We start from the raw sequence: 19,022 nt of genomic DNA, 5'->3' as shown, positions 1-19,022 counted from the left end.
AGTACCCCTCATCTGCTGCTATCGCCGATTCACCTTGACCTGTTAACGTGCAGTAATGACCTGTGGCATTCTCCTCGTAACACATCCCGGGGTCGGGACCGCCCTGCTTGACGTGGCGACCCGGCTCCTGCGGCAGTTGCCGCTGAAAACCGAAGCTTTCGAAGTACCGTTCGACGCAGACCTGGACGCCCTGCTCCCGCTCGCCTCGGCCGCTTTGCGCCGGGTCGACGGAGGTGACGGCGTGCTGATCCTGACCGACCTGTACGGCGCCAGCCCCGCCAACCTTGCCGGGCAGCTGGCCCGGCTGGGGACCCCGGTTCGCCGGGTATCGGCGCTGAGCCTGCCGATGTTGCTGCGGGTGATGAATTATCCGGAACAGGGACTGGATCAACTGCCTGCCACAGCCGCGGCGGGTACCCGTAATGGAGCGATAGTCGACGATGCTTGAACGAGAACTCACCGTCAGCAACCGCCTGGGCCTGCATGCCCGGGCCACCGCCAAGCTGGTGCAGACCCTGGCGCCGTTCCGCTGCAACGTGACCATGGCCGCCAAGGGCCGTGAGATCAACGCCAAGAGCATCATGGGCGTGATGCTGCTGGCCGCCGGCCAGGGCACCCCGGTCACCGTGCGCATCAACGGCGAGGACGAAGCCGCCGCGATGGAAGCGGTGGTCGGCCTGTTCGAACGCCGCTTCGACGAGGACAGCTGAGCGTGCCGCGCGCACGCGCCAGCCAGGTCCCTTCCGGCCAACGGCCGGTACAGCTGCTGGCCGGCCACGGCGCCGCGCGCGGAACGGCGATGGGCCGGGCACGCGTGCGGCTGCCGCATGCGCTGGAGGTGGCCGAGCAGCGCGTGGCCGCCCACCAGGTCGAGGCCGAACTGGCGCGCCTGCACCGGGCGCTGGATGCCGCGCGTACGGAAATGCACGAGCTGCGCCAGCGCCTGCATGGCGCCCTGAACCAGGAAGTGGGCGAGTTCCTCGACCTGCACGCGCTGCTGCTGGACGACCCCGAGCTGCTGTACGGCCTGGACGAGCTGATCCGCAGTGGCCCGTACAGCGCCGGCTATGCCTTGCGCCTGCAGCGCGACCGCCTGGCCAAGGTCTTCGATGGCATGGACGATGCCTATCTGAAGAGCCGCATGGACGATCTCGACCATGTGATCGGGCGCATCCACGCCTTCCTGCAACCCGAACGGCCGTCGGCAGTGAAAGGCCTGGCCGGCGAGATCCTGGTCTGCGACAACATCGCGCCCTCCGAGCTGGCGCAGCTGCAGGCACAGGGCGTGGTCGGCATCGTCACGGCCGCCGGCAGCGCGCTGTCGCACAGCGCGATCCTGGCGCGCAGCCTGCACCTGCCCCTGATCGTCAACGTGCCGCAGCTGCTCAGCCGCATCGCCGATGGCGATGTGCTGATCATCGATGGCGCCGACGGCAGCATCACCGTCAACCCGCAGGCCGACAACCTGCGGGACTACCGCGTCCGGCTGAAGGAGCACGCGCGCGAGCAGCGCGAGCTCGGCCGCCTGCGCAGCAAGCCCAGTCGTACCCGCGACCAGGTCGACATTGCCCTGCTGGCCAATGCCGAATCACTGGAAGACGTGACCCAGGCACATGCACTGGGCGCGCAGGGGCTCGGCCTGTACCGCACCGAATTCCTGTTCCTGCAGCGCAATGAGCTGCCGGACGAAGAAGAGCAGTTCCAGACCTACCGCGATGCCGCGCTGGGCATGAGCGGGCGGCCGGTCACCATACGCACGCTGGACCTGGGCGCGGACAAGGCCGACCGTACCGGCCTGACCCTGAGCAACGAAGAGAACCCTGCACTCGGCCTGCGCGGAGTGCGCCTGTCGCTGGCACGGCCGAAGGTGGCCGACACCCAGCTGCGCGCGATCCTGCGCGCGTCTGCGTACGGCAAGCTGCGCGTGCTGGTGCCAATGGTCAGCACCCGCGAGGAGCTGCTGGCCGTGCGCCGGCGCATGCTCAAACTGACCGAACAGCTGCGCGGCGAAGGGCACATGGTGTCCGACCACGTACCGCTGGGCGCGATGATCGAAGTCCCCGCCGCTGCGCTGGCGCTGGAGAGCTTCATCGACCTGGTCGATTTCCTGTCGATCGGCACCAACGATCTGGTGCAGTACCTGCTGGCTGCCGACCGCAACAACGAGGCGCTGGGCGAGTTGTATTCACCGCTGCACCCGGCCGTGCTGCGGCTGCTGCAGATGGTGATCGAGACCGGCGCGCGTCACCGCGTCCCGGTGGCGGTCTGCGGCGAGATGGCCGGTGATGCCCGGATGACCCCGCTGCTGCTGGCGCTGGGCCTGAGCGAGTTCAGCCTGCACCCCGGTACGTTGCTGGAGGTACGCCGCGCGATACGCGAAGCCGACCTGTCCGTGCTGCGCGCGCGCGCGCCGAAGCTGCTGGCCGCGCGCGACCGCCGCGCCATCGAACGCTGGCTGGCGCTGGTGGCGGAAACGGCCTGACACCACCCGCTCGCCGAGCATGCACGCCTGGGGTCAGATCCCTTTCCCGCGGGAAAAGGGATCTGGCCCCGTCTCGTTGAAGGCCAAGAGGTTGCCGGCCAGCGGCCGGCACTACCGCCATCCGGCGGCTATGCGCTGAAACATCCCCTTGCGATAATGACGCGCTGAACACCCCTGTTGCCGCATCCTTGCCGGGATCGCGGCTTTTCTTATCCCGCGGGAGCTGCGATGGCTGAAGCTGTACGCCACGACAAGACTGCGCGCCAACTGCGGATGCTGTCCGATGCACTGGACAGCGGCCGGCTGGGCCCGGTACGTCGCCTGGTCAACACCCTGGCCCCGGCCGAGATCGGCAATCTGCTTGAATCACTGCCGCCGGGAAAGCGCGAGGTGGTGTGGGGCCTGGTCGATCCTGAGGACGACGGCGAGGTGCTGGTCCACGTCGGCGAGGACGTGCGCGAAAGCCTGCTCGCGGACATGGACCCGGACGAGATCATCGCCGCGGTCGAAGACCTGGACATCGACGATCTGGCCGACCTGGTCGAAGACCTGCCGGATACGGTCATCGATGAAGTCCTCAAGTCGATGGACCGCGAGAACCGCGAGCGGCTGGAACAGGTGCTGTCCTATCCCGAGGACAGCGCCGGCCGCCTGATGAACCCGGACGTGGTGACCGTGCGCGCCGACGTCAACGTCGACGTGGTGCTGCGCTACCTGCGCCTGCGCGGCGAATTGCCTGACCACACCGACCACCTGTTCGTGGTCAGCCGGCGGCACCAGTATCTCGGCCGGGTGTCGCTGGCGGCACTGGTGACCCACGAGGACACCACCCCGATCAACCGCCTGATCGACGACGAGCAGCCGGCCATCGACGTCGGCGAGAGCGACCAGGAAGTGGCACGGCAGTTCTCCGACCATGACTGGATCTCCGCACCGGTAGTGGACGAGAACAACATCCTCGTTGGCCGCATCACCATCGATGACGTGGTCGACATCATCCGTGGCCAGGCCGAGCACCAGGCGCTGGGCGCAGCCGGCCTGGACGAGGACGAGGACCTGTTCAGCCCGGTCTGGCGCGCCATGCGCCGCCGCCTGATGTGGCTGTCGATCAATCTGTGCACGGCGTTCCTGGCCTCCAGCGTGGTCGGCCATTTCGAAGGCACCATCGACAAGCTGGTGGCGCTGGCGGTGCTGATGCCGATCGTCGCCGGCCTCGGCGGTAACGCCGGTACCCAGGTGCTGGCGCTGATGGTGCGCGGCCTGGCGTTGGGCCAGGTGGGCGCCTCCAACGCGCGCACGCTGCTGTGGAAGGAAGTGCGGGTGGCCGCGCTCAACGGCCTGCTGCTCGGCTCGATCCTGGGACTGATCGTGCTGGTCTGGTTCCACTCGCCCGGGCTGTCGGCGGTGATCGCCATCGCGCTGACCTGCAACCTGCTGTTTGCGGCGCTGGCCGGCGTACTGGTGCCGCTGACCCTGAAACGCTTCGGCTTCGACCCGGCGCTGGCCAGTGGCATCTTCCTGACTGCCGTGACCGACTCGATGGGCTTCTTCACCTTCCTCGGCCTGGCCACGCTGGTGCTGCTGCACTGATCCCTGCCGGGCCGGATCCCCGCAACGCGGAGCTCCGACCCACACCAAGACCTAGGGTCGGATCCCCGCAGCGCGGGGCTCTGACCCGATTCCAACTGGACCCTCATGGCCACCACGATCGAAAACTATTTCCAGCCCGGCTGGCGCGACCAGCAGCACACCTGCCCAGCCTGCGAATGGAAGGGCAGCTCGCGTGCCATGGAGATGGAGCTGGACGAGGACGCCACCGAGTACGACTGCCCGGTCTGCGAAAACCCGTTGCTGGTGGTGCTGCACCCGGACATGGCGCAGGTGCAGGCTGCGGCGGCGGCAGGCAATGCCGAAGCGCAGGAACAACTGGACATCATTGCCAGCTTCCCGCGCCCGCAGTGATGCGGCGCAAGATGCCGCGTTGACCTGCGGCGGACTAGGATGCGGCTGAACCCACCGCTCCTGGAACGTCGATGGTCCGTACGATGATGCGCTGGCTGCCAATGCTGGCGATCCTGATGATGGCCGGCTGCGCCTCGCACCCGGACAGCGCACGTGGCCGCTTCGAATCGCGTGCGGTGAAAGTGGATGGCCGCACCGCCTATTACCAGGTGTTCATTCCGGCCACCGCGGCGCGCACGCCTGGCGCGCTGCCGGTGGTGCTGTTCCTGCACGGATCCGGCGAGCGTGGCGGCGACGGCGTCAAGCAGACCCATGCGGGGCTGGGGCCGCACCTGCGCAGGCACGCGGCCGACTTCCCCGCGTTGGCCGTATTCCCGCAGGTGCCGGGCCGCCAGGAATGGAGCGGGCGCAACAACCGCGTTGCGCTGGCCGCCCTGGACGCCACCATCGCCGAGTTCGGTGCCGATCCCTCGCGGCAGTACCTGACCGGGATGTCGATGGGCGGCTATGGCAGCTGGAACATCGCGCTGGATGACCCCGGGCGCTTCGCCGCGATCGTGCCGGTATGCGGCGCGGTGCTGGCGCCGCGCGCGGTGCGTCCGACGCTGTTCGTCGAACAGGTGGCCCAGGAATCCGATCCGTATGCCGCGATCGCCAAGCGGCTTCGGCACACACCGATCTGGATCTTCCATGGTGCGCTGGATGACGTGGTGCCGCCGGACGACGACCGCAGGCTGCACGCCGCCTTCCAAAGCGCCGCTGCACGCGACGTGCGCTACACCGAGTACCCGGAGGGCAACCACAATGCCTGGGACGCCACGTACGCGGACCCGGCAATGTGGGCATGGCTGTTCGCGCAGAAGCGCTGAACCGCGGCTTCTGCTGGGAAACATCTGTTGGTGGATACCTACCGTTGGTCGGCTTGGGTATTGGTGGGTGCCGACCGTTGGTCGGCACTATCTCTCCGCTTCGGGGTAATCCATTGCTTGGTACCTCCCATCAATCTCCCATCGGCACCAGGCATACGGATACTCTCCCACGCAGCTCGCCAAGTTCGCCCTGACCGGGTTGGCGACGATTACATCGCATGGCGAAACAGTGATTCTTCAGAACGAATGGCGTGATCGTGATAGCTCGATTGCCAAAATGGTCCTGTCTTGCCCAGCATGCGGTTGATCCGCAATGCACTGCTCGATTTGAAGCGTTGCATGATGTAGTCCAGCGAGAACGCACGGATCTCCACAAGCCAATGGATGTGGTCCGGCATGACCACATAGGCAAGTGAGTGCGTCAGGCCATCATCATCAATGCGACGGAACACATCCATCACCTCCTGTGCCGCAGTGGCATCATCGAAGTAGCGTCGACGTTCCTGGGTGACGGTGGTCAGGATGTAGGATTGCCCGATCCGGGAATGGCGGCCAAGGCGTAGGCGAGCGCGGTTCATGGGCCCAAGCGTGCGCCTGCCGGTATCTCTCTTCTATCGGGCAAGACGTCAATACAGGTAGGCCCGAAACCATTCAATGGCCAGGCCCGCACTTCACCGCACTGATGGTTCAGTGCCGACCAACGGTCGGCACCCACCGGATCGGCTGAGAACAGATCAGCCGTGCCGACCAACGGTCGGCACCCACCGGGTCGGATAAGGACAGATCAGCCGTGCCGACCAACGGTCGGTACCCACCGGGCCGGATGAGGACAGATCAGCCGTGCCGACCAACGGTCGGCACCCACCAAAGTGCTCAGCCCAGCAAGGTTTCCAGCACGGCCATGCGCACCGCGACGCCGTTGGCGACCTGGCGCAGCACCCACGATTGCGGGCCATCGGCCACGTCATCGGTCACTTCCACGCCACGGTTGATCGGGCCCGGGTGCAACACGGCCGCATCCTTGCCGGCACGCGCCAGGCGCTCGCGGGTCAGGCCGTACTGCGCGTGGTACTGCTCCAGCGACGGCACCAGGCCTTCTTCCATGCGCTCGCGCTGCAGGCGCAGCATCATCAGCGCGTCGACGCCTTCCAGCATCGCGTCGAAATCATCGCCGACCACGCAGCCCTTCAGGGTCTCATCATCCGGCAGCAGCGACTGCGGGCCGCATACGCGGATCTCGCCCACGCCCAGCGTGCGCAGCGCGTGCAGGTCGGTGCGGGCCACCCGCGAGTGCTTCACATCGCCGACGATCACCACTTTCAGCTTCGAGAAATCCGGGCCCTTGGCCTGGCGCAGGGTCAGCATGTCGAGCAGGCCCTGGGTGGGGTGCGAACTGCGGCCGTCGCCGGCATTGATCAGCGCGGTGCCCTCGCCCGCAGCGTCGGCAAGCGCGGCCACGGCGCCGTCATCGGGGTGGCGCACCACGAAGCCGCGCACGCCCATCGCTTCCAGGTTGCGCAGCGTGTCGCAGGCGGTTTCGCCCTTGCGCGTGGACGAGGTCGAGGCATCGAAGTTCAGCACATCGGCCCCGAGGCGCTGCGCGGCCAGCTGGAACGAGCTGCGGGTGCGCGTGGACGGCTCGAAGAACAGCGTGCACACCGCCGAACCAGCCAGCACGTGGCGCTTGTTGCCGACACGGCCGACTGCGGCGTCGCGGATCTGCCCAGCCCGATCGAGCAACTGCAGCAGGGTTTCGCGCGGCAGGCCCTCCAGGGTCAGCAGGTGGCGCAGGCGTCCGGAGACATCGATTTGCTGGGCAGTCATGGCGGGAGTCGTGCAGTCAGGGAATGGGGGTGGCGTCGTCGGGGACGACAGCCAGCGGTCGATGATCACCGCCGCGGCCACGGCGTCGAGGGCGGCCGCATCACGGCGACGCTTGCGCCCTTCGGCGCGCTCGACGGCGAAACGGCGGGCAGCCTCGACCGAGCTGGAACGCTCGTCGATCATCACCACCGGCAGCTTGAAGCGCTCCCGCAGCTGGCGGGCAAAGCCCTGCGCACGCTTGCGGTTGGGCTGGTCCTGGCCGTCCAGGGTCAGCGGGTCGCCGACCACCAGGCCGTCGGGCTTCCATTCCTTGAGCAGGCGTTCGATCGCGGTCCAGTCCGGGCCGTTGCCGTGCACATCGACCACCGCCACCGCGCGCGCATGCGCGGCAAAGGCACTGCCGATGGCCACGCCGATCCGCCGCGAGCCGACATCAAAACCCAGGACCGTGCCGTCACGACGGATGGCCGGGGCAGCAGAATCCGGTGCGGGCGTGATGGGCTCAGACATGGCCGCTGTAGTCAGTCAGCCGGAACAGGTCGACACCGATACGCGAAGCCGCACCCTGCCAGCGCTGCTCCAGCGGCAGCTGGAACACCAGCTCGGCATCGGCCGGCACGGTCAGCCAGCTGTTCTCGGACAGCTCGCTTTCCAGCTGCCCTGCGCCCCAACCGGCACAGCCGAGGGTGACCACCGCATTGGCCGGGCCTTCGCCGCGCGCCATCGCTTCGAGGATGTCGCGCGAGGTGGTCAGGTACAGGCCGTGGCCCACGGTCAGGCTGGAATCCCACGCGCGCGCGTCGTCATGGATGACGAAGCCGCGCTCGGGATGCACCGGGCCGCCATTGAGCACCATGCGCGCCTGCAGGTCGCCATCACCGGTGGTGATGTCCATCTGCGCGAGCACTTCACCCAGCGTGTATTCGGAAGGCTGGTTGACCAGCACGCCCATCGCCCCGTTCTCGTCGTGCTGGCAGATCAGCGCGACGCTGCGGGCAAAGGTCGCGTCGAGCAGCGACGGCAGCGCGACGAGCAGGTGATCGGCAAGGGAGGTCGGCATTACAGGCATGGGCCCATTCTACCTGCTGGGGGCGGGATGGTCGCGCGATGGCGCCGAACCACGATGGGCTAGGATGGTGCTTTGCCACGGAAGGTCATTGATGCCGTCTTCTTCGCCCCTGACCCTGCCGGCACGCAGCGCCATCGTCCTGCTTGCCCTGCTGCAGGGCCTGATGCTGTATGCCGCGCAGGAGCTGTCCGATGCCTGGCCATTCCGCGATATCGGCTGGCGCTACTGCTGGTACGCCTGGGTGCTGGCCATTCCCAGCGCGGTGGCGCTGAGCCTGGTCGAGCTGGGCCAGCGCCGACTGTGGCTGCAGGCCGTGCTCGGCTCGGCGGTGGTGCTGGCGCTGGCCGCCTGGATCGGCTGGAACCTCAATGGCGAGACCGCACTGGAGTCGGGCGCGCTGCAGTTTCCGTTGACCCTGGGCATGGGCGTGGCGGTGTTCGTGGCACTGCCCTGGTGGCAGTTCCAGCTGCAGCATGGGCACTGGCGCGCCAGCTACCCCGAGTTGTTCGAGCGCGCCTGGCAGAACGGTTTGACCCTCGCTTTGGCGGCGCTGTTCACCGGGCTGACCTGGCTGCTGCTGTGGCTGTGGGCAGCGCTGTTCCAACTGCTGGACGTGAATGTCTTCCGCGACCTGTTCCGGCAGGACGCTTTCATCGCACTGGCCACCGGCAGCCTGGCCGGGTTCGGCGTGCTGATCGGGCGCACCCAGCACCGTGCGATCCAGATCACCCGCCAGGTGCTGTTCGCGATCTGCCGCGGGCTGCTGCCGCTGCTGTCGTTCATCGCCGTATTGTTCGTGCTGAGCCTGCCGCTTACCGGGCTGGAACCGCTGTGGAAGACCCGTTCGGCCGCCAGCCTGCTGGTGGTGGTGTCGCTGCTGCTGGTGACGTTCACCAATGCGGTCTACCAGCAGGGGGAAGACAGTGTCTCCTACCCTCTGGTGCTGCGCAGGCTGGTCGAAGCCAGCCTGCTGACACTGCCGGTTTACGCCGCGCTGGCACTGTATGCATTGGGCCTGCGCGTGGCGCAGTACGGCTGGACCCTGGATCGCTTCTGGGCGGTGCTCGTCGCATTGGCCACGGCCGGCTATGCCGTGGGCTACGCGCTGGCGGTGCTGCGCCGGCAGCGCCGCTGGCTGCAGATGCTGGAGCCGGTCAACCGCTGGATGTGCTGGGCGGTGCTGGCACTGGCACTGCTGGGCAACTCGCCGCTGCTGGATCCGGTGCGGCTGACCCTGTCCAGCCAGCTGGCGCGCCTGCGTGCGGATCCGCCGGCGATCACCAGCAGCGACGTCAACGTGCTGCGCTTCGATCTGGGGCGCCGTGGCGTGCGGGCGCTGCGCGAACTGCAGCGCGATCCGGCCATCACCGCCGATGCCAACGCGCCACAGGTGATCGCTGCTGCACTGGCACGCACCTCACGCTGGGACGACGGCCACCGCCTCGACAAGGGGCCGCAGGACGTCGCCGCCCTGCAGCGCGCGCTGAAGCTGGCCAAGGGATCCAGTTCTCCACCGGACGACTGGTGGAAAGCTCTGGCCACCCGATCGATCAATGGCGAATCCTGCGCCCAGAGCGAGCGCGACTGCCTGATCGTGCATCGCGACCTGGACGGCGATGGTACCGGCGAGGTGCTGCTGTGCGAGCTGAACACCCACCGTGGACCGGACTGCGTGCTGTACGCACGTGGCAAGGATTCCCAGTGGCGCCGGGCCGGTGCGCTGTTCGGCACCGTCAGCGGCCAGGCCGAGACGATCAACCAGGCCCTGCGTGACGGCAGACTCACGCTCATTCCACCGCGCTGGCCGATGCTGTCCATCGGCGGGCACCCTGCGGTGGCCATCGATCCCGAATCCGAATCCGATTCCAACGAGCCTTCCCCATGAGCGGCTACTGCCTCATCGCCCCGGGCCATCCGGTGCACGACTATTACCACGCCAACGAGTACGGCTTCCCGCAGCGTGACGAGCGCGAGCTGTTCGAGCGGCTGGTGCTGGAAATCAACCAGGCCGGCCTGAGCTGGGAAACGATCCTGAAGAAGCGCGAGGGCTTCCGCGCGGCCTACGACGGCTTCGATGTCGACCGCGTGGCGGCGTATGCCGAGCAGGACATCGAGCGCCTGCTGTCGGACGCAGGCATCATCCGCAACCGGCTGAAGGTACGGGCGGCGATCCACAACGCGCAGGTGATCCAGCAGTTGCGGGCCAGCCATGGCAGCTTCGCGGCGTGGCTGGATGCGCACCACCCGCGCAGCAAGGCCGACTGGGTGAAGCTGTTCAAGAAGACGTTCCGCTTCACCGGCGGCGAGATCACCGGCGAATTCCTGATGAGCCTGGGCTACCTGCCCGGTGCGCACGCCGAGGATTGCCCGGTGCATGCGCGGCTGCTGATGCTGTCGCCGCCGTGGTTGAAGGCTGCCGCCCGCTGATGGATATCCGCCGGGCATGGCCCGGCGCTGCCATGCCTGGGTTCCGGTAGTGCCGGCCGCTGGCCGGCAACACCGTTGAACGTCACACGCCCATGTAGCGGCCGGGGCGGTGGTTGAACATCAGCACCAGGCTGAGCACCACCGCGCCGATGGCCGAATACAGCACCTTCGACGGCGACAACACGAAGAACGCGGCCACCATCAGGCACGCGTCGTAGGACATCTGCACCTTGCCCGCGCTCCAGCCACGGGTGCGCTGCAGGTACACCGCCAGGATGCCGATGCCGCCAAGGCTTGCACGGTGGCGGATGAAGAACAGGATGCCCAGGCCGGACAACGCACCGCCGACAATCGCCGAGTACAGCGGGTTGATGTGCGAGAAGTCGATCCAGCGCGGCAGCAGGTCGGTCAGCACGCCACAGGCGGTGACCGCGGCGAAGGTCTTCAGGGTGAATTCCCAGCCCATGCGCCGCAGCGCCACCCAGTAGAACGGCAGGTTGACCAGCACGAACACCAGGCCGAAGTTCCAGCCCATCGCGTAGTGCAGCAGGAAGGCCATGCCCGCCATGCCGCCGATCATCAGCCCGCCCTTGGCGAAGATGGCCAGGCCCAGCGAGGCCACCATCGTGGCCAGCACCATGCCCTGCACGTCCTCGGCGATCGAGTGACGCAGCGCTTTGTCGTCGGCGGTGGTGCCGGCGCTGTCGGGCGGCGGGGTCAGCGGACCGGCGGTGACCAGGTGGCCGTCAGCGTCGTCGCACGGCGCGGGGCCATGGGAGGGAAGGGACATGCGGGTGGGGAACAGCAGGTGGGGAGCGGTATTAGACACGATCTGCATGACAGTTGCAGATGAAATCGTTCAGCTGAATGCGCCCCAGCCCGCTCCGCCGGCCGCCGGTCACCCCTTGCCGGCCAGATGGTGCGCCACCAGCGCGTTGGCGTGGCCATGGCCCAGGCCGTGCTCGCTCTTCAGGAAGCTGACCAGTTCCATGTGTTTCAGGCCCTTCTTCCCCGCCAGCAGCCCGAACCAGTGCGCCACCGGCTGCCCGTAGGTCTTCTCGATGGAGGGGAAGTACGAGGCCGGGCCTTTCGGCTTGGTGCCAGTGCTCATGTGCAGCCCCCGTTGTTGAAGTCATTCATTTGACGAACCACAGACGCAGAAATCGACACACCCTCACGTAGTGGGCCGGATCCCGTGCCGACCAACGGTCGGCACCCACCGACAGCAGCGGGAAACTGTCGAAGGCGGGGTGGGTCCGGTTGCGGGGGCGTGAGCGCCATGGATGGCGCGACCGAGGCTACATGGACGTACTTGCGCCGTCCCCGCGACCTGAGCCACCTCGCCTTCCACAGGAAGCCAGCTTTTGACGTTGACGTTGTTTCGGCAGGTGCCGGGCGCAGCCCGGCCGTATCATCCCCGCATGCCCCGCGAAAATCTCAACGATCTGCAGGCCTTTGTCCACGTTGCCCGCGAGGGCAGCTTCACCAAGGCTGCCGCCCAACTGGGCGTGTCCCAGTCCGCGCTCAGCCATGCCATGCGCGGACTGGAGCAGCGCCTGGGCGTGCGCCTGCTGACCCGCACCACCCGCAGCGTCTCGACCACCGAAGCCGGTGCCCGCCTGCTCGATACCCTGGCCCGCGCCTGGCCGAGATCGAGGACGGGCTGGCCGCGCTGGCCGAGTACCGTGAACGCCCGGCCGGCACCATCCGCATCAATGCCACCGGCCACGCCGCCGAGTACATCGCCTGGCCCAGGCTGGCGCCGTTGCTGCGGCAGTATCCGGATTTGAAGGTGGAACTGGCGGCCGACTACGGGTTGGCCGACATCGTGGCCGAGCGCTACGACATCGGCATCCGCCTGGGCGAGCGGCTGGCGCGCGACATGATCGCCGTACCGATCAGCCCGCCGCTGCGCATGCGCGTGGTCGGGGCGCCCAGCTACTTCCGCCAGCACGTGGTGCCGCGGCATCCGGACGACCTGGCCGGGCACAACTGCGTGACCCTGCGGCTGCCTACGCATGGTGGGCTGATGCCGTGGGATTTCGGCCAGGACGGCAATGAACTGAGCGTGCGCGTGAGCGGCCAGTGGACGTTCAACACCATGGGCATGACCCGCACCGCTGCGCTGGCCGGCAGCGGATTGGCCTGGCTGCCGCAAGACCAGGTGCAGCCGATGCTGGACGATGGACGGCTGCAATCAGTGCTGGACGACTGGTGCCCGCACTTCGATGGTTACTACGCGTATTACCCTTCGCGCCGCCACGTGACCGTGGCGATGCGGACGGTGCTTGATGCGCTGCGCGGGCCGATGGGGTGAGGGTCAAGGCGTGCGGACCAACGGTCCGCACCCACCACCAGCGGTCCGCACTCACCGGCTGGTCAGCCCTTGGCCTGTGCCGCACGCTGTGGGTTGTAGCGCTCGCCAACGATCGACACTTCGTCCAGCGCCTGCGCGATGCGTTGCAGTTCTTCCGGCGCCAGCTGCAGGTCGGCCGCGCCCAGGTTTTCTTCCAGGCGATGAACCTTGGTGGTGCCCGGAATCGGCACGATCCACGGTGCCTGCGCGAGCAGCCAGGCCAGTGCGACCTGCGCAGGCGTCGCACCGCGCGCTGCCGCAATCGTGCTGATGCGATCCACCAACGCCTGGTTGGCGCGGCGCGCCTCCACTTCGAAACGCGGCACGGTATTGCGGAAGTCGTTGGCGTCGAAGGTGGTATCGGCGTTGATCGCACCGGTCAGGAAGCCGCGGCCCAGCGGGCTGAACGGCACGAAGCCGATGCCCAGCTCCTGCAGCGTCGGCAGCAGCTCACGCTCCGGTTCGCGCCACCACAGCGAATACTCACTCTGCACGGCGGCGACCGGCTGCACGGCATGCGCGCGACGCACGGTGGCAGCACTGGCCTCGGACAGGCCGAAGTGGCCGACCTTGCCCTCGGCGATCAGGTCGCGCACGGTGCCGGCCACATCCTCGATCGGCACGTTCGGGTCGACGCGGTGCTGGTAGAACAGATCGATATGGTCGGTACGCAGGCGCTTGAGGCTGGCTTCGGCCACAGCACGGATGTTCTCCGGGCGGCTGTCCAGGCCAGCATCGGTGCGCGCGTCCTTGAAACCAAACTTGGTGGCGATCACCAGCCTGTCGCGGTGGGGCGCCAAGGCCTGGCCGAGCAGGTCTTCGTTGGTGTACGGGCCGTACACCTCGGCGGTGTCGAAGAAGGTCACGCCGCGCTCGACGGCGGCGTGCAGCAGGGCGATGCCCTGGCTCGGTTCAACCGGCTGGCCGTAGGCATGGGTCAGGCCCATGCAACCCAGGCCCAGGGCGGAAACCTTCAGGCCGCTGCGGCCGAGTTCACGTGTCTGCATCGTCGTACTCCAGAGGGGGGAGTGCTGACGATACGCCTGCAGTGGCGATGGATTGAATCGGTTGGACGGCAGTCGGTCATGACTGGAATTCATCAATCCGGTCATGACCGATGCCGGCCGGGTCAGCGGATTTCGGAGATTTCCACTCCATCCAGCCCCTGCGACAGGGTGCGCGCGTCGCCGCCCTGGCTGAGCTTGATGCGCAGGCGCACCTCGTTCTGCGAATCGGCGTAACGCAGCGCGTCCTCGTAGCTGATCTCGCCGGCCTGGTACAGCTCGAACAGGCTCTGGTCGAAGGTCTTCATGCCCAGCTGGACCGAGTCCTTCATCACTTCCTTCAACTTGTGGATCTCGCCGTCGCGGATGTAGTCCTGTACCAGTGGCGTGCCCAGCAGGATCTCCATCGCCACCTTGCGCGAGCGGCCATCGGGCGACGGCACCAGCTGCTGCGCGACCACGCCCTTGAGGTTCAGCGACAGGTCCATCAACAGCTGGTTGCGGCGGTCTTCCGGGAAGAAGTTGACGATGCGGTCCATCGCCTGGTTGGCATTGTTGGCATGCAGCGTGGCCAGCACCAGGTGGCCGGTTTCGGCGAACGCGATGGCGTGGTCCATGCCTTCGCGGGTACGCACCTCGCCGATCATGATCACGTCCGGCGCCTGGCGCAGGGTGTTCTTCAGCGCGGCTTCCCAGCTGTCGGTATCGATGCCGACTTCGCGCTGGGTGATGATGCAGCCCTCGTGCTTGTGCACGAATTCGATCGGGTCTTCGATGGTGATGATGTGGCCGGTCGAGTTCTGGTTGCGGTAACCGATCATCGCCGCCAGCGAAGTCGATTTACCGGTACCGGTAGCACCGACGAACAGGATGATGCCGCGCTTGGTCATCGCAAGCGTCTTGATGATCGGCGGCAGGCTCAGCTCTTCCACGGTCGGAATGCGCGTCTCGATGCGGCGCAGCACCATGCCGACCTGGTTGCGCTGGTAGAAGCAGCTCACGCGGAAACGGCCGACACCGGACAGGCCGATGGCGAAGTTGCATTCGTGGGTCTTCTCGAATTCCTCGCGCTGTGCCGGGGTCATCACGTTGAGGACCAGGTCGCGGCTCTGCTGCGGCGTCAGTGGCGTCTGCGTGATCGGCGAGATCTTGCCGTTGACCTTCATCGCCGGTGGCATGCCGGCGGTGATGAACAGGTCCGAGGCGCGCTGGTGCGCCATCAGCTTGAGGAACGAAGTGAAATCGATGGTGGTCGCGGTGGTGTTCACGGCGGGCTCCCGGAAAGCGGTTTACCAGGTAACGGTCGGTGGAGGAAACAACACGGAGCGGCCGCGCCATTGCGCGCGCCGCCCGTCGCTGTCCCGCCTTACTCGAACAGGCGCTTGTCCTTGGCGTACTCGCGGGCCTGGTTGCGGGTGATCAGGCTGCGCTTGACCAGGTCCTGCAGATGCTGGTCCAGGGTCATCATGCCGTACTGCTGGCCAGTCTGGATGGCCGAGTACATCTGCGCCACCTTGTCCTCGCGGATCAGGTTGCGGATGGCCGGGGTGCCGACCATGATTTCCCACGCTGCGGTACGGCCGCCACCGACCTTCTTCAGCAGTGCCTGCGAGATCACCGCACGCAGCGACTCGGACAACATCGAACGCACCATCGGCTTTTCGCCGGCCGGGAACACGTCGATGATACGGTCGATGGTCTTGGCCGCCGAGCTGGTGTGCAGGGTGCCGAACACCAGGTGGCCGGTTTCCGCGGCGGTCAGTGCCAGGCGGATGGTTTCCAGGTCGCGGAGTTCGCCGACCAGGATGATGTCCGGGTCCTCACGCAGTGCCGAGCGCAGTGCTTCGTTGAAGCCATGCGTGTCACGGTGCACTTCGCGCTGGTTGATCAGGCACTTCTGCGAGGTGTGCACGAATTCGATCGGATCCTCGACGGTGAGGATGTGGCCGTATTCGTTCTTGTTGATGTAGTCGATCATCGCCGCCAGCGTGGTCGACTTGCCCGAGCCGGTCGGGCCGGTCACCAGGATCAGGCCCTGCGGCTGCTGGATCACCTCGCGGAACAACGGCGGGCAGGCCAGGTCCTCAAGGGTGAGCACCTCGGACGGAATGGTACGGAACACCGCACCGGCGCCACGGTTCTGGTTGAACGCGTTCACACGGAAGCGCGCCAGCGACGGAATCTCGAAGGAGAAGTCCACTTCGAGGAATTCCTCGTAATCGCGGCGCTGCTTGTCGGACATGATGTCGTACACCAGCGCGTGGACCTGCTTGTGGTCCAGGGCCGGGATGTTGATCCGGCGAACGTCGCCGTCCACGCGGATCATCGGCGGCAGGCCTGCAGACAGGTGCAGGTCGGACGCTTTGTTCTTTACGGAAAACGCCAGCAGTTCGGCGATATCCATGAGCGGCTACTCCCCAATAACGGCTTCGACTGGAAGGATCTTTCCCCGGGCGGCAGTATAGCCTCCTGATTCAACGGAACGCGTTACGTGGCCACTCCCCTGCCCCAGATCCTGAGCAACCTGCATGCCGCCGCCGAGGCGGCCGGCCGGCCCGATCCGCGCCTGCTGGCCGTTTCCAAGACCCAACCGGCCGAGGCCGTGGCTGCGCTGGCCGCACAGGGCCAGCAGGCCTTCGGCGAGAACTATGTGCAGGAAGCGCTGGCCAAGATGCAGGCGCTGCAGCACCTGGCGCTGGAGTGGCATCTGATCGGCCACCTGCAGTCGAACAAGGCCGAGGCGGTGGCCACCCATTTCGACTGGGTGCAGAGCGTGGACCGGCCCAAGCTGGTAACGGCGCTGGCGCGCCATCGCCCGGCCGCACACGGCCCGCTGAACGTGCTGATCCAGGTCAACATCGACGATGAATCCAGCAAGCACGGCTGTGCACCGGAGGATGTCGAGGGGCTGGCCGCTGCGATTGCCGCCGAGCCCTCGCTGTGCCTGCGTGGCCTGATGGCGATTCCCGCGCCATGGCCCGAGGCCGAGCGTCGCCGCGATGCATTCGTGCGCATGCGCACACTTTTCCAGTCGCTGGCCGCCCAGCGCGCGCAGGTCGACACGCTGTCGATGGGCATGAGCAGCGACTACGCCGAAGCCATCGCCGAGGGCGCCACCCTGGTGCGCATCGGCACCGCCCTGTTCGGCGCGCGCGCGACCGGCCTGATTTTCCAAGGAGACATCCATGGCAGCTGATTCCATCACCTTCATCGGCGGCGGCAACATGGCGCGCAGCCTGATCGCCGGCCTGATCCGCCAGGGCGTGCCGGCCGCGCACATCCATGTGGCCGAACCGGTTGCAGCGCTGCGCGAGTCGCTGGCTGCCGACTTCGGCGTGCAGGTGCACGACAACGCCACCGATGCCGGCGCACAGGGCGGCACCTGGCTGCTGGCGGTGAAGCCGCAGGTGCTGCGTGAGGTCTGTCAGTCGCTGCTGGCACTGGCCCAGGCAAACCGGCCGCTGGTGGTGTCGATCGCCGCCGGCATCACCAGCGCGCAGCTGGAACGCTGGCTGGGTGGAAACCTGCCGGTGGTGCGTGCGATGCCCAATACCCCCGCTCTGCTCGGTGCCGGCGTGACCGGCCTGTATGCCACGCCCTCGGTGGATCCACAGCAGCACGCGCAGGCCGAACAGGTGCTGGCCAGTGCCGGGCGCACGGTGTGGATCGAACGCGAGGCACTGATGGATTCGGTCACCGCCGTGTCTGGCAGCGGGCCGGCCTACGTGTTCCTGCTGGCCGAAGCGATGGAAGCGGCGGGTATCGCCCAGGGCCTGCCGGCCGATGCCGCGCGCACGCTGGTGGTGCAGACCCTGCTGGGCGCCTCGCGCATGCTGGATGAGGCCGGTGAGAGCCCCGCAGAACTGCGCCGCCGCGTGACGTCACCCAATGGCACTACCCAGGCCGCGATCGAGAGCTTCCAGGCTGGCGGCTTCGAGGCACTGGTGGACAAGGCACTGCGCGCCGCGCAGGTGCGTGGACAGGAATTGTCTGCGGCGAATGATTGATCCCCTGGGGTCCGATCCCTTTGCCTCGGCAAAGGGATCGGACCCCATCTATCCCGATGATCATTGCCCCAATGTGGTCATGACGAAATCGACGAAGCACTGCAAACGCGGGCGCGGGCGTCGATCGGGCAGGTAGATCAGGTGCATCGGCCGCGGTTCGGGCAGGTAGTCGCGCAGCAGCGGCTTCAACCGCCCCGCTGCGATCTCCGCCGCCAGCAGTGCGGTGGGCTGCAGTACCAGCCCGGCCCCGGCCACGGCGGCTTCACGCAATGCGAAGCCATCGTTGCTGCTCAGCCGCGCCTCCCAGTCGACCTGTTCGCCGTTGGCAAACTGCCAGCCATGCCCGCCGCGCCAGGCCAGATGGCTCAGGCAGTCGTGCCCTTGCAGGTCATCCGGTGTTCGCGGCGTGCCGCGCCTGCGCAGGTAAGACGGCGCCGCGCACAGGCTCATCGCATACGGCGGCAGCGGCCGCGCCACCACCTCCTGCGATGGCAACGGCCCGACCCGGATCGCCGCGTCGAAGCCATCTTCGATCAGATCCACGCGGCGGTTGCTCAGGTCCAGCTCGATGTTCAACTGCGGCTGCGCACGCAGCAGGCCAGCCAGCTGCGGCGCCAGCACGCAGCTGCCCCAGGTGGTGGGCGCGCTGACCCGCAACAGGCCACGCGGCTGTACCTGCAGGCCGGCCACATCGGCCTCGGCCTGCTGCACCTGCTCCAGCACCTGCCGGCACCCGGCCAGGTAGGCGCTGCCGGCTTCGGTCAAGCGCTGGCGGCGGGTGTTCCGTTGCAGCAACGCGGTGCCCAGATGTGCTTCCAACTGCTGGATGTACTTGCCCACCATCACCGCCGACACCTGCAGCTCTTCGGCGGCCCCTGCAAAGCTGCCGCGTTCGGCCACGGCGACGAAGGCCTGCATGCAGCGAAGGGTATCCATTGCTAATCCAGAGTTAGGAATCTGCAAATCATACGCCGCTTACCTAACCACGCTGTGACGGCGCAGACTGCGCTCACTCCCACACG

Annotated in this window: 18 protein-coding genes and 3 pseudogenes; 11 read left to right on the top strand and 10 right to left on the bottom strand. The window is 67.1% G+C overall.

Annotated features, from left to right (window positions below):
• Nucleotides 1-55: 55 nt before the first annotated feature.
• From DL544_RS04755 to DL544_RS04730, 6 genes are all read left to right on the top strand, one after another.
• Nucleotides 56-448 (top strand): PTS sugar transporter subunit IIA, encoded by a 393-nt coding sequence (locus DL544_RS04755; RefSeq protein ID WP_005408386.1) that lies wholly within the window; start codon nt 56-58, stop codon nt 446-448.
• Nucleotides 441-710 (top strand): HPr family phosphocarrier protein, encoded by a 270-nt coding sequence (locus tag DL544_RS04750; protein ID WP_005408385.1) that lies wholly within the window; start codon nt 441-443, stop codon nt 708-710. The genes DL544_RS04755 and DL544_RS04750 overlap by 8 nt, the downstream gene beginning before the upstream one ends.
• 2 nt (nt 711-712) lie before the next feature.
• Nucleotides 713-2,482: a phosphoenolpyruvate--protein phosphotransferase gene (gene ptsP, locus DL544_RS04745; RefSeq protein ID WP_065177946.1), complete on the top strand. Its 1,770-nt coding sequence runs from the start codon at nt 713-715 to the stop codon at nt 2,480-2,482.
• A 228-nt stretch (nt 2,483-2,710) separates the two neighbouring features.
• The gene (mgtE, locus tag DL544_RS04740; protein WP_049410631.1) at nt 2,711-4,072 is read left to right on the top strand and encodes a magnesium transporter; all 1,362 of its coding nucleotides are present in this window, start codon (nt 2,711-2,713) and stop codon (nt 4,070-4,072) included.
• A 105-nt stretch (nt 4,073-4,177) separates the two neighbouring features.
• A complete protein-coding gene (locus tag DL544_RS04735; protein ID WP_019659457.1) occupies nt 4,178-4,444 on the top strand; it encodes a hypothetical protein in 267 nt (88 codons plus the stop codon).
• Between the two features lie 71 nt (nt 4,445-4,515).
• A complete protein-coding gene (locus tag DL544_RS04730; RefSeq protein WP_065185824.1) occupies nt 4,516-5,313 on the top strand; it encodes a carboxylesterase family protein in 798 nt (265 codons plus the stop codon).
• Between the two features lie 87 nt (nt 5,314-5,400).
• Here the strand turns inward: DL544_RS04730 and DL544_RS04725 are convergent.
• The 4 genes and pseudogenes from DL544_RS04725 to DL544_RS04710 form a co-directional block, all read right to left on the bottom strand.
• Nucleotides 5,401-5,891: pseudogene (locus DL544_RS04725) on the bottom strand (REP-associated tyrosine transposase).
• 295 nt (nt 5,892-6,186) lie between these two features.
• On the bottom strand, nt 6,187-7,137 hold the full coding sequence (locus DL544_RS04720) for an aspartate carbamoyltransferase catalytic subunit (protein WP_065177948.1): 951 nt from the start codon (nt 7,135-7,137) through the stop codon (nt 6,187-6,189).
• A 39-nt stretch (nt 7,138-7,176) separates the two neighbouring features.
• Nucleotides 7,177-7,647, bottom strand: a pseudogene (gene ruvX, locus DL544_RS04715) (Holliday junction resolvase RuvX); the annotation flags it as partial.
• Nucleotides 7,640-8,206, bottom strand: coding sequence for a YqgE/AlgH family protein (locus tag DL544_RS04710; RefSeq protein WP_049410646.1), 567 nt, complete (start codon nt 8,204-8,206; stop codon nt 7,640-7,642). The pseudogene ruvX and the gene DL544_RS04710, both read right to left, overlap by 8 nt.
• Before the next feature lie 91 nt (nt 8,207-8,297).
• On the opposite strand from DL544_RS04710, the gene DL544_RS04705 reads away from it, so the two are divergent.
• The gene (locus DL544_RS04705; protein ID WP_065185823.1) at nt 8,298-10,091 is read left to right on the top strand and encodes a DUF4153 domain-containing protein; all 1,794 of its coding nucleotides are present in this window, start codon (nt 8,298-8,300) and stop codon (nt 10,089-10,091) included.
• On the top strand, nt 10,088-10,633 hold the full coding sequence (locus DL544_RS04700) for a DNA-3-methyladenine glycosylase I (protein ID WP_005415544.1): 546 nt from the start codon (nt 10,088-10,090) through the stop codon (nt 10,631-10,633). The genes DL544_RS04705 and DL544_RS04700 overlap by 4 nt, the downstream gene beginning before the upstream one ends.
• An 82-nt stretch (nt 10,634-10,715) precedes the next feature.
• Here DL544_RS04700 and DL544_RS04695 read toward each other — a convergent pair whose 3' ends face one another.
• Together DL544_RS04695 and DL544_RS04690 are read right to left on the bottom strand one after the other, a co-directional pair.
• The gene (locus tag DL544_RS04695) at nt 10,716-11,423 is read right to left on the bottom strand and encodes a YitT family protein (protein WP_005415543.1); all 708 of its coding nucleotides are present in this window, start codon (nt 11,421-11,423) and stop codon (nt 10,716-10,718) included.
• 108 nt (nt 11,424-11,531) lie between these two features.
• Nucleotides 11,532-11,744 carry a DUF4287 domain-containing protein gene (locus DL544_RS04690; protein WP_065185822.1) on the bottom strand — a complete coding sequence of 71 codons (213 nt, stop codon included), beginning with the start codon at nt 11,742-11,744 and terminating at the stop codon, nt 11,532-11,534.
• A gap of 310 nt (nt 11,745-12,054) precedes the next feature.
• On the opposite strand from DL544_RS04690, the pseudogene DL544_RS04685 reads away from it, so the two are divergent.
• Nucleotides 12,055-12,950, top strand: a pseudogene (locus DL544_RS04685) (LysR family transcriptional regulator).
• 62 nt (nt 12,951-13,012) lie between these two features.
• Here DL544_RS04685 and DL544_RS04680 read toward each other — a convergent pair.
• The 3 genes from DL544_RS04680 to DL544_RS04670 all read right to left on the bottom strand — a co-directional run bounded on the left by DL544_RS04680 (nt 13,013) and on the right by DL544_RS04670 (nt 16,397).
• Complete coding sequence (locus tag DL544_RS04680) at nt 13,013-13,996, bottom strand: aldo/keto reductase (protein WP_065197106.1); 984 nt, start codon at nt 13,994-13,996, stop codon at nt 13,013-13,015.
• Between the two features lie 122 nt (nt 13,997-14,118).
• Nucleotides 14,119-15,261 carry a PilT/PilU family type 4a pilus ATPase gene (locus DL544_RS04675; protein ID WP_005415539.1) on the bottom strand — a complete coding sequence of 381 codons (1,143 nt, stop codon included), beginning with the start codon at nt 15,259-15,261 and terminating at the stop codon, nt 14,119-14,121.
• A gap of 98 nt (nt 15,262-15,359) precedes the next feature.
• Entirely contained in the window at nt 15,360-16,397 is a 1,038-nt protein-coding gene (locus DL544_RS04670) for a type IV pilus twitching motility protein PilT (RefSeq protein ID WP_004147099.1), read from the bottom strand.
• Between the two features lie 87 nt (nt 16,398-16,484).
• On the opposite strand from DL544_RS04670, the gene DL544_RS04665 reads away from it, so the two are divergent.
• Together DL544_RS04665 and proC are read left to right on the top strand one after the other, a co-directional pair.
• Complete coding sequence (locus DL544_RS04665) at nt 16,485-17,189, top strand: YggS family pyridoxal phosphate-dependent enzyme (protein WP_139726781.1); 705 nt, start codon at nt 16,485-16,487, stop codon at nt 17,187-17,189.
• A complete protein-coding gene (gene proC, locus DL544_RS04660) occupies nt 17,179-18,000 on the top strand; it encodes a pyrroline-5-carboxylate reductase (protein WP_139726780.1) in 822 nt (273 codons plus the stop codon). The genes DL544_RS04665 and proC overlap by 11 nt, the downstream gene beginning before the upstream one ends.
• Nucleotides 18,001-18,060: 60 nt before the next feature.
• Here proC and DL544_RS04655 read toward each other — a convergent pair whose 3' ends face one another.
• Nucleotides 18,061-18,936, bottom strand: coding sequence for a LysR family transcriptional regulator (locus DL544_RS04655; protein ID WP_139726779.1), 876 nt, complete (start codon nt 18,934-18,936; stop codon nt 18,061-18,063).
• Nucleotides 18,937-19,022: the final 86 nt, after the last annotated feature.

It is taken from the genome of Stenotrophomonas sp. pho (assembly GCF_006228405.1).
GTDB lineage: Bacteria > Pseudomonadota > Gammaproteobacteria > Xanthomonadales > Xanthomonadaceae > Stenotrophomonas > Stenotrophomonas sepilia.
This window is presented reverse-complemented; position numbering and strand designations above follow the sequence as displayed.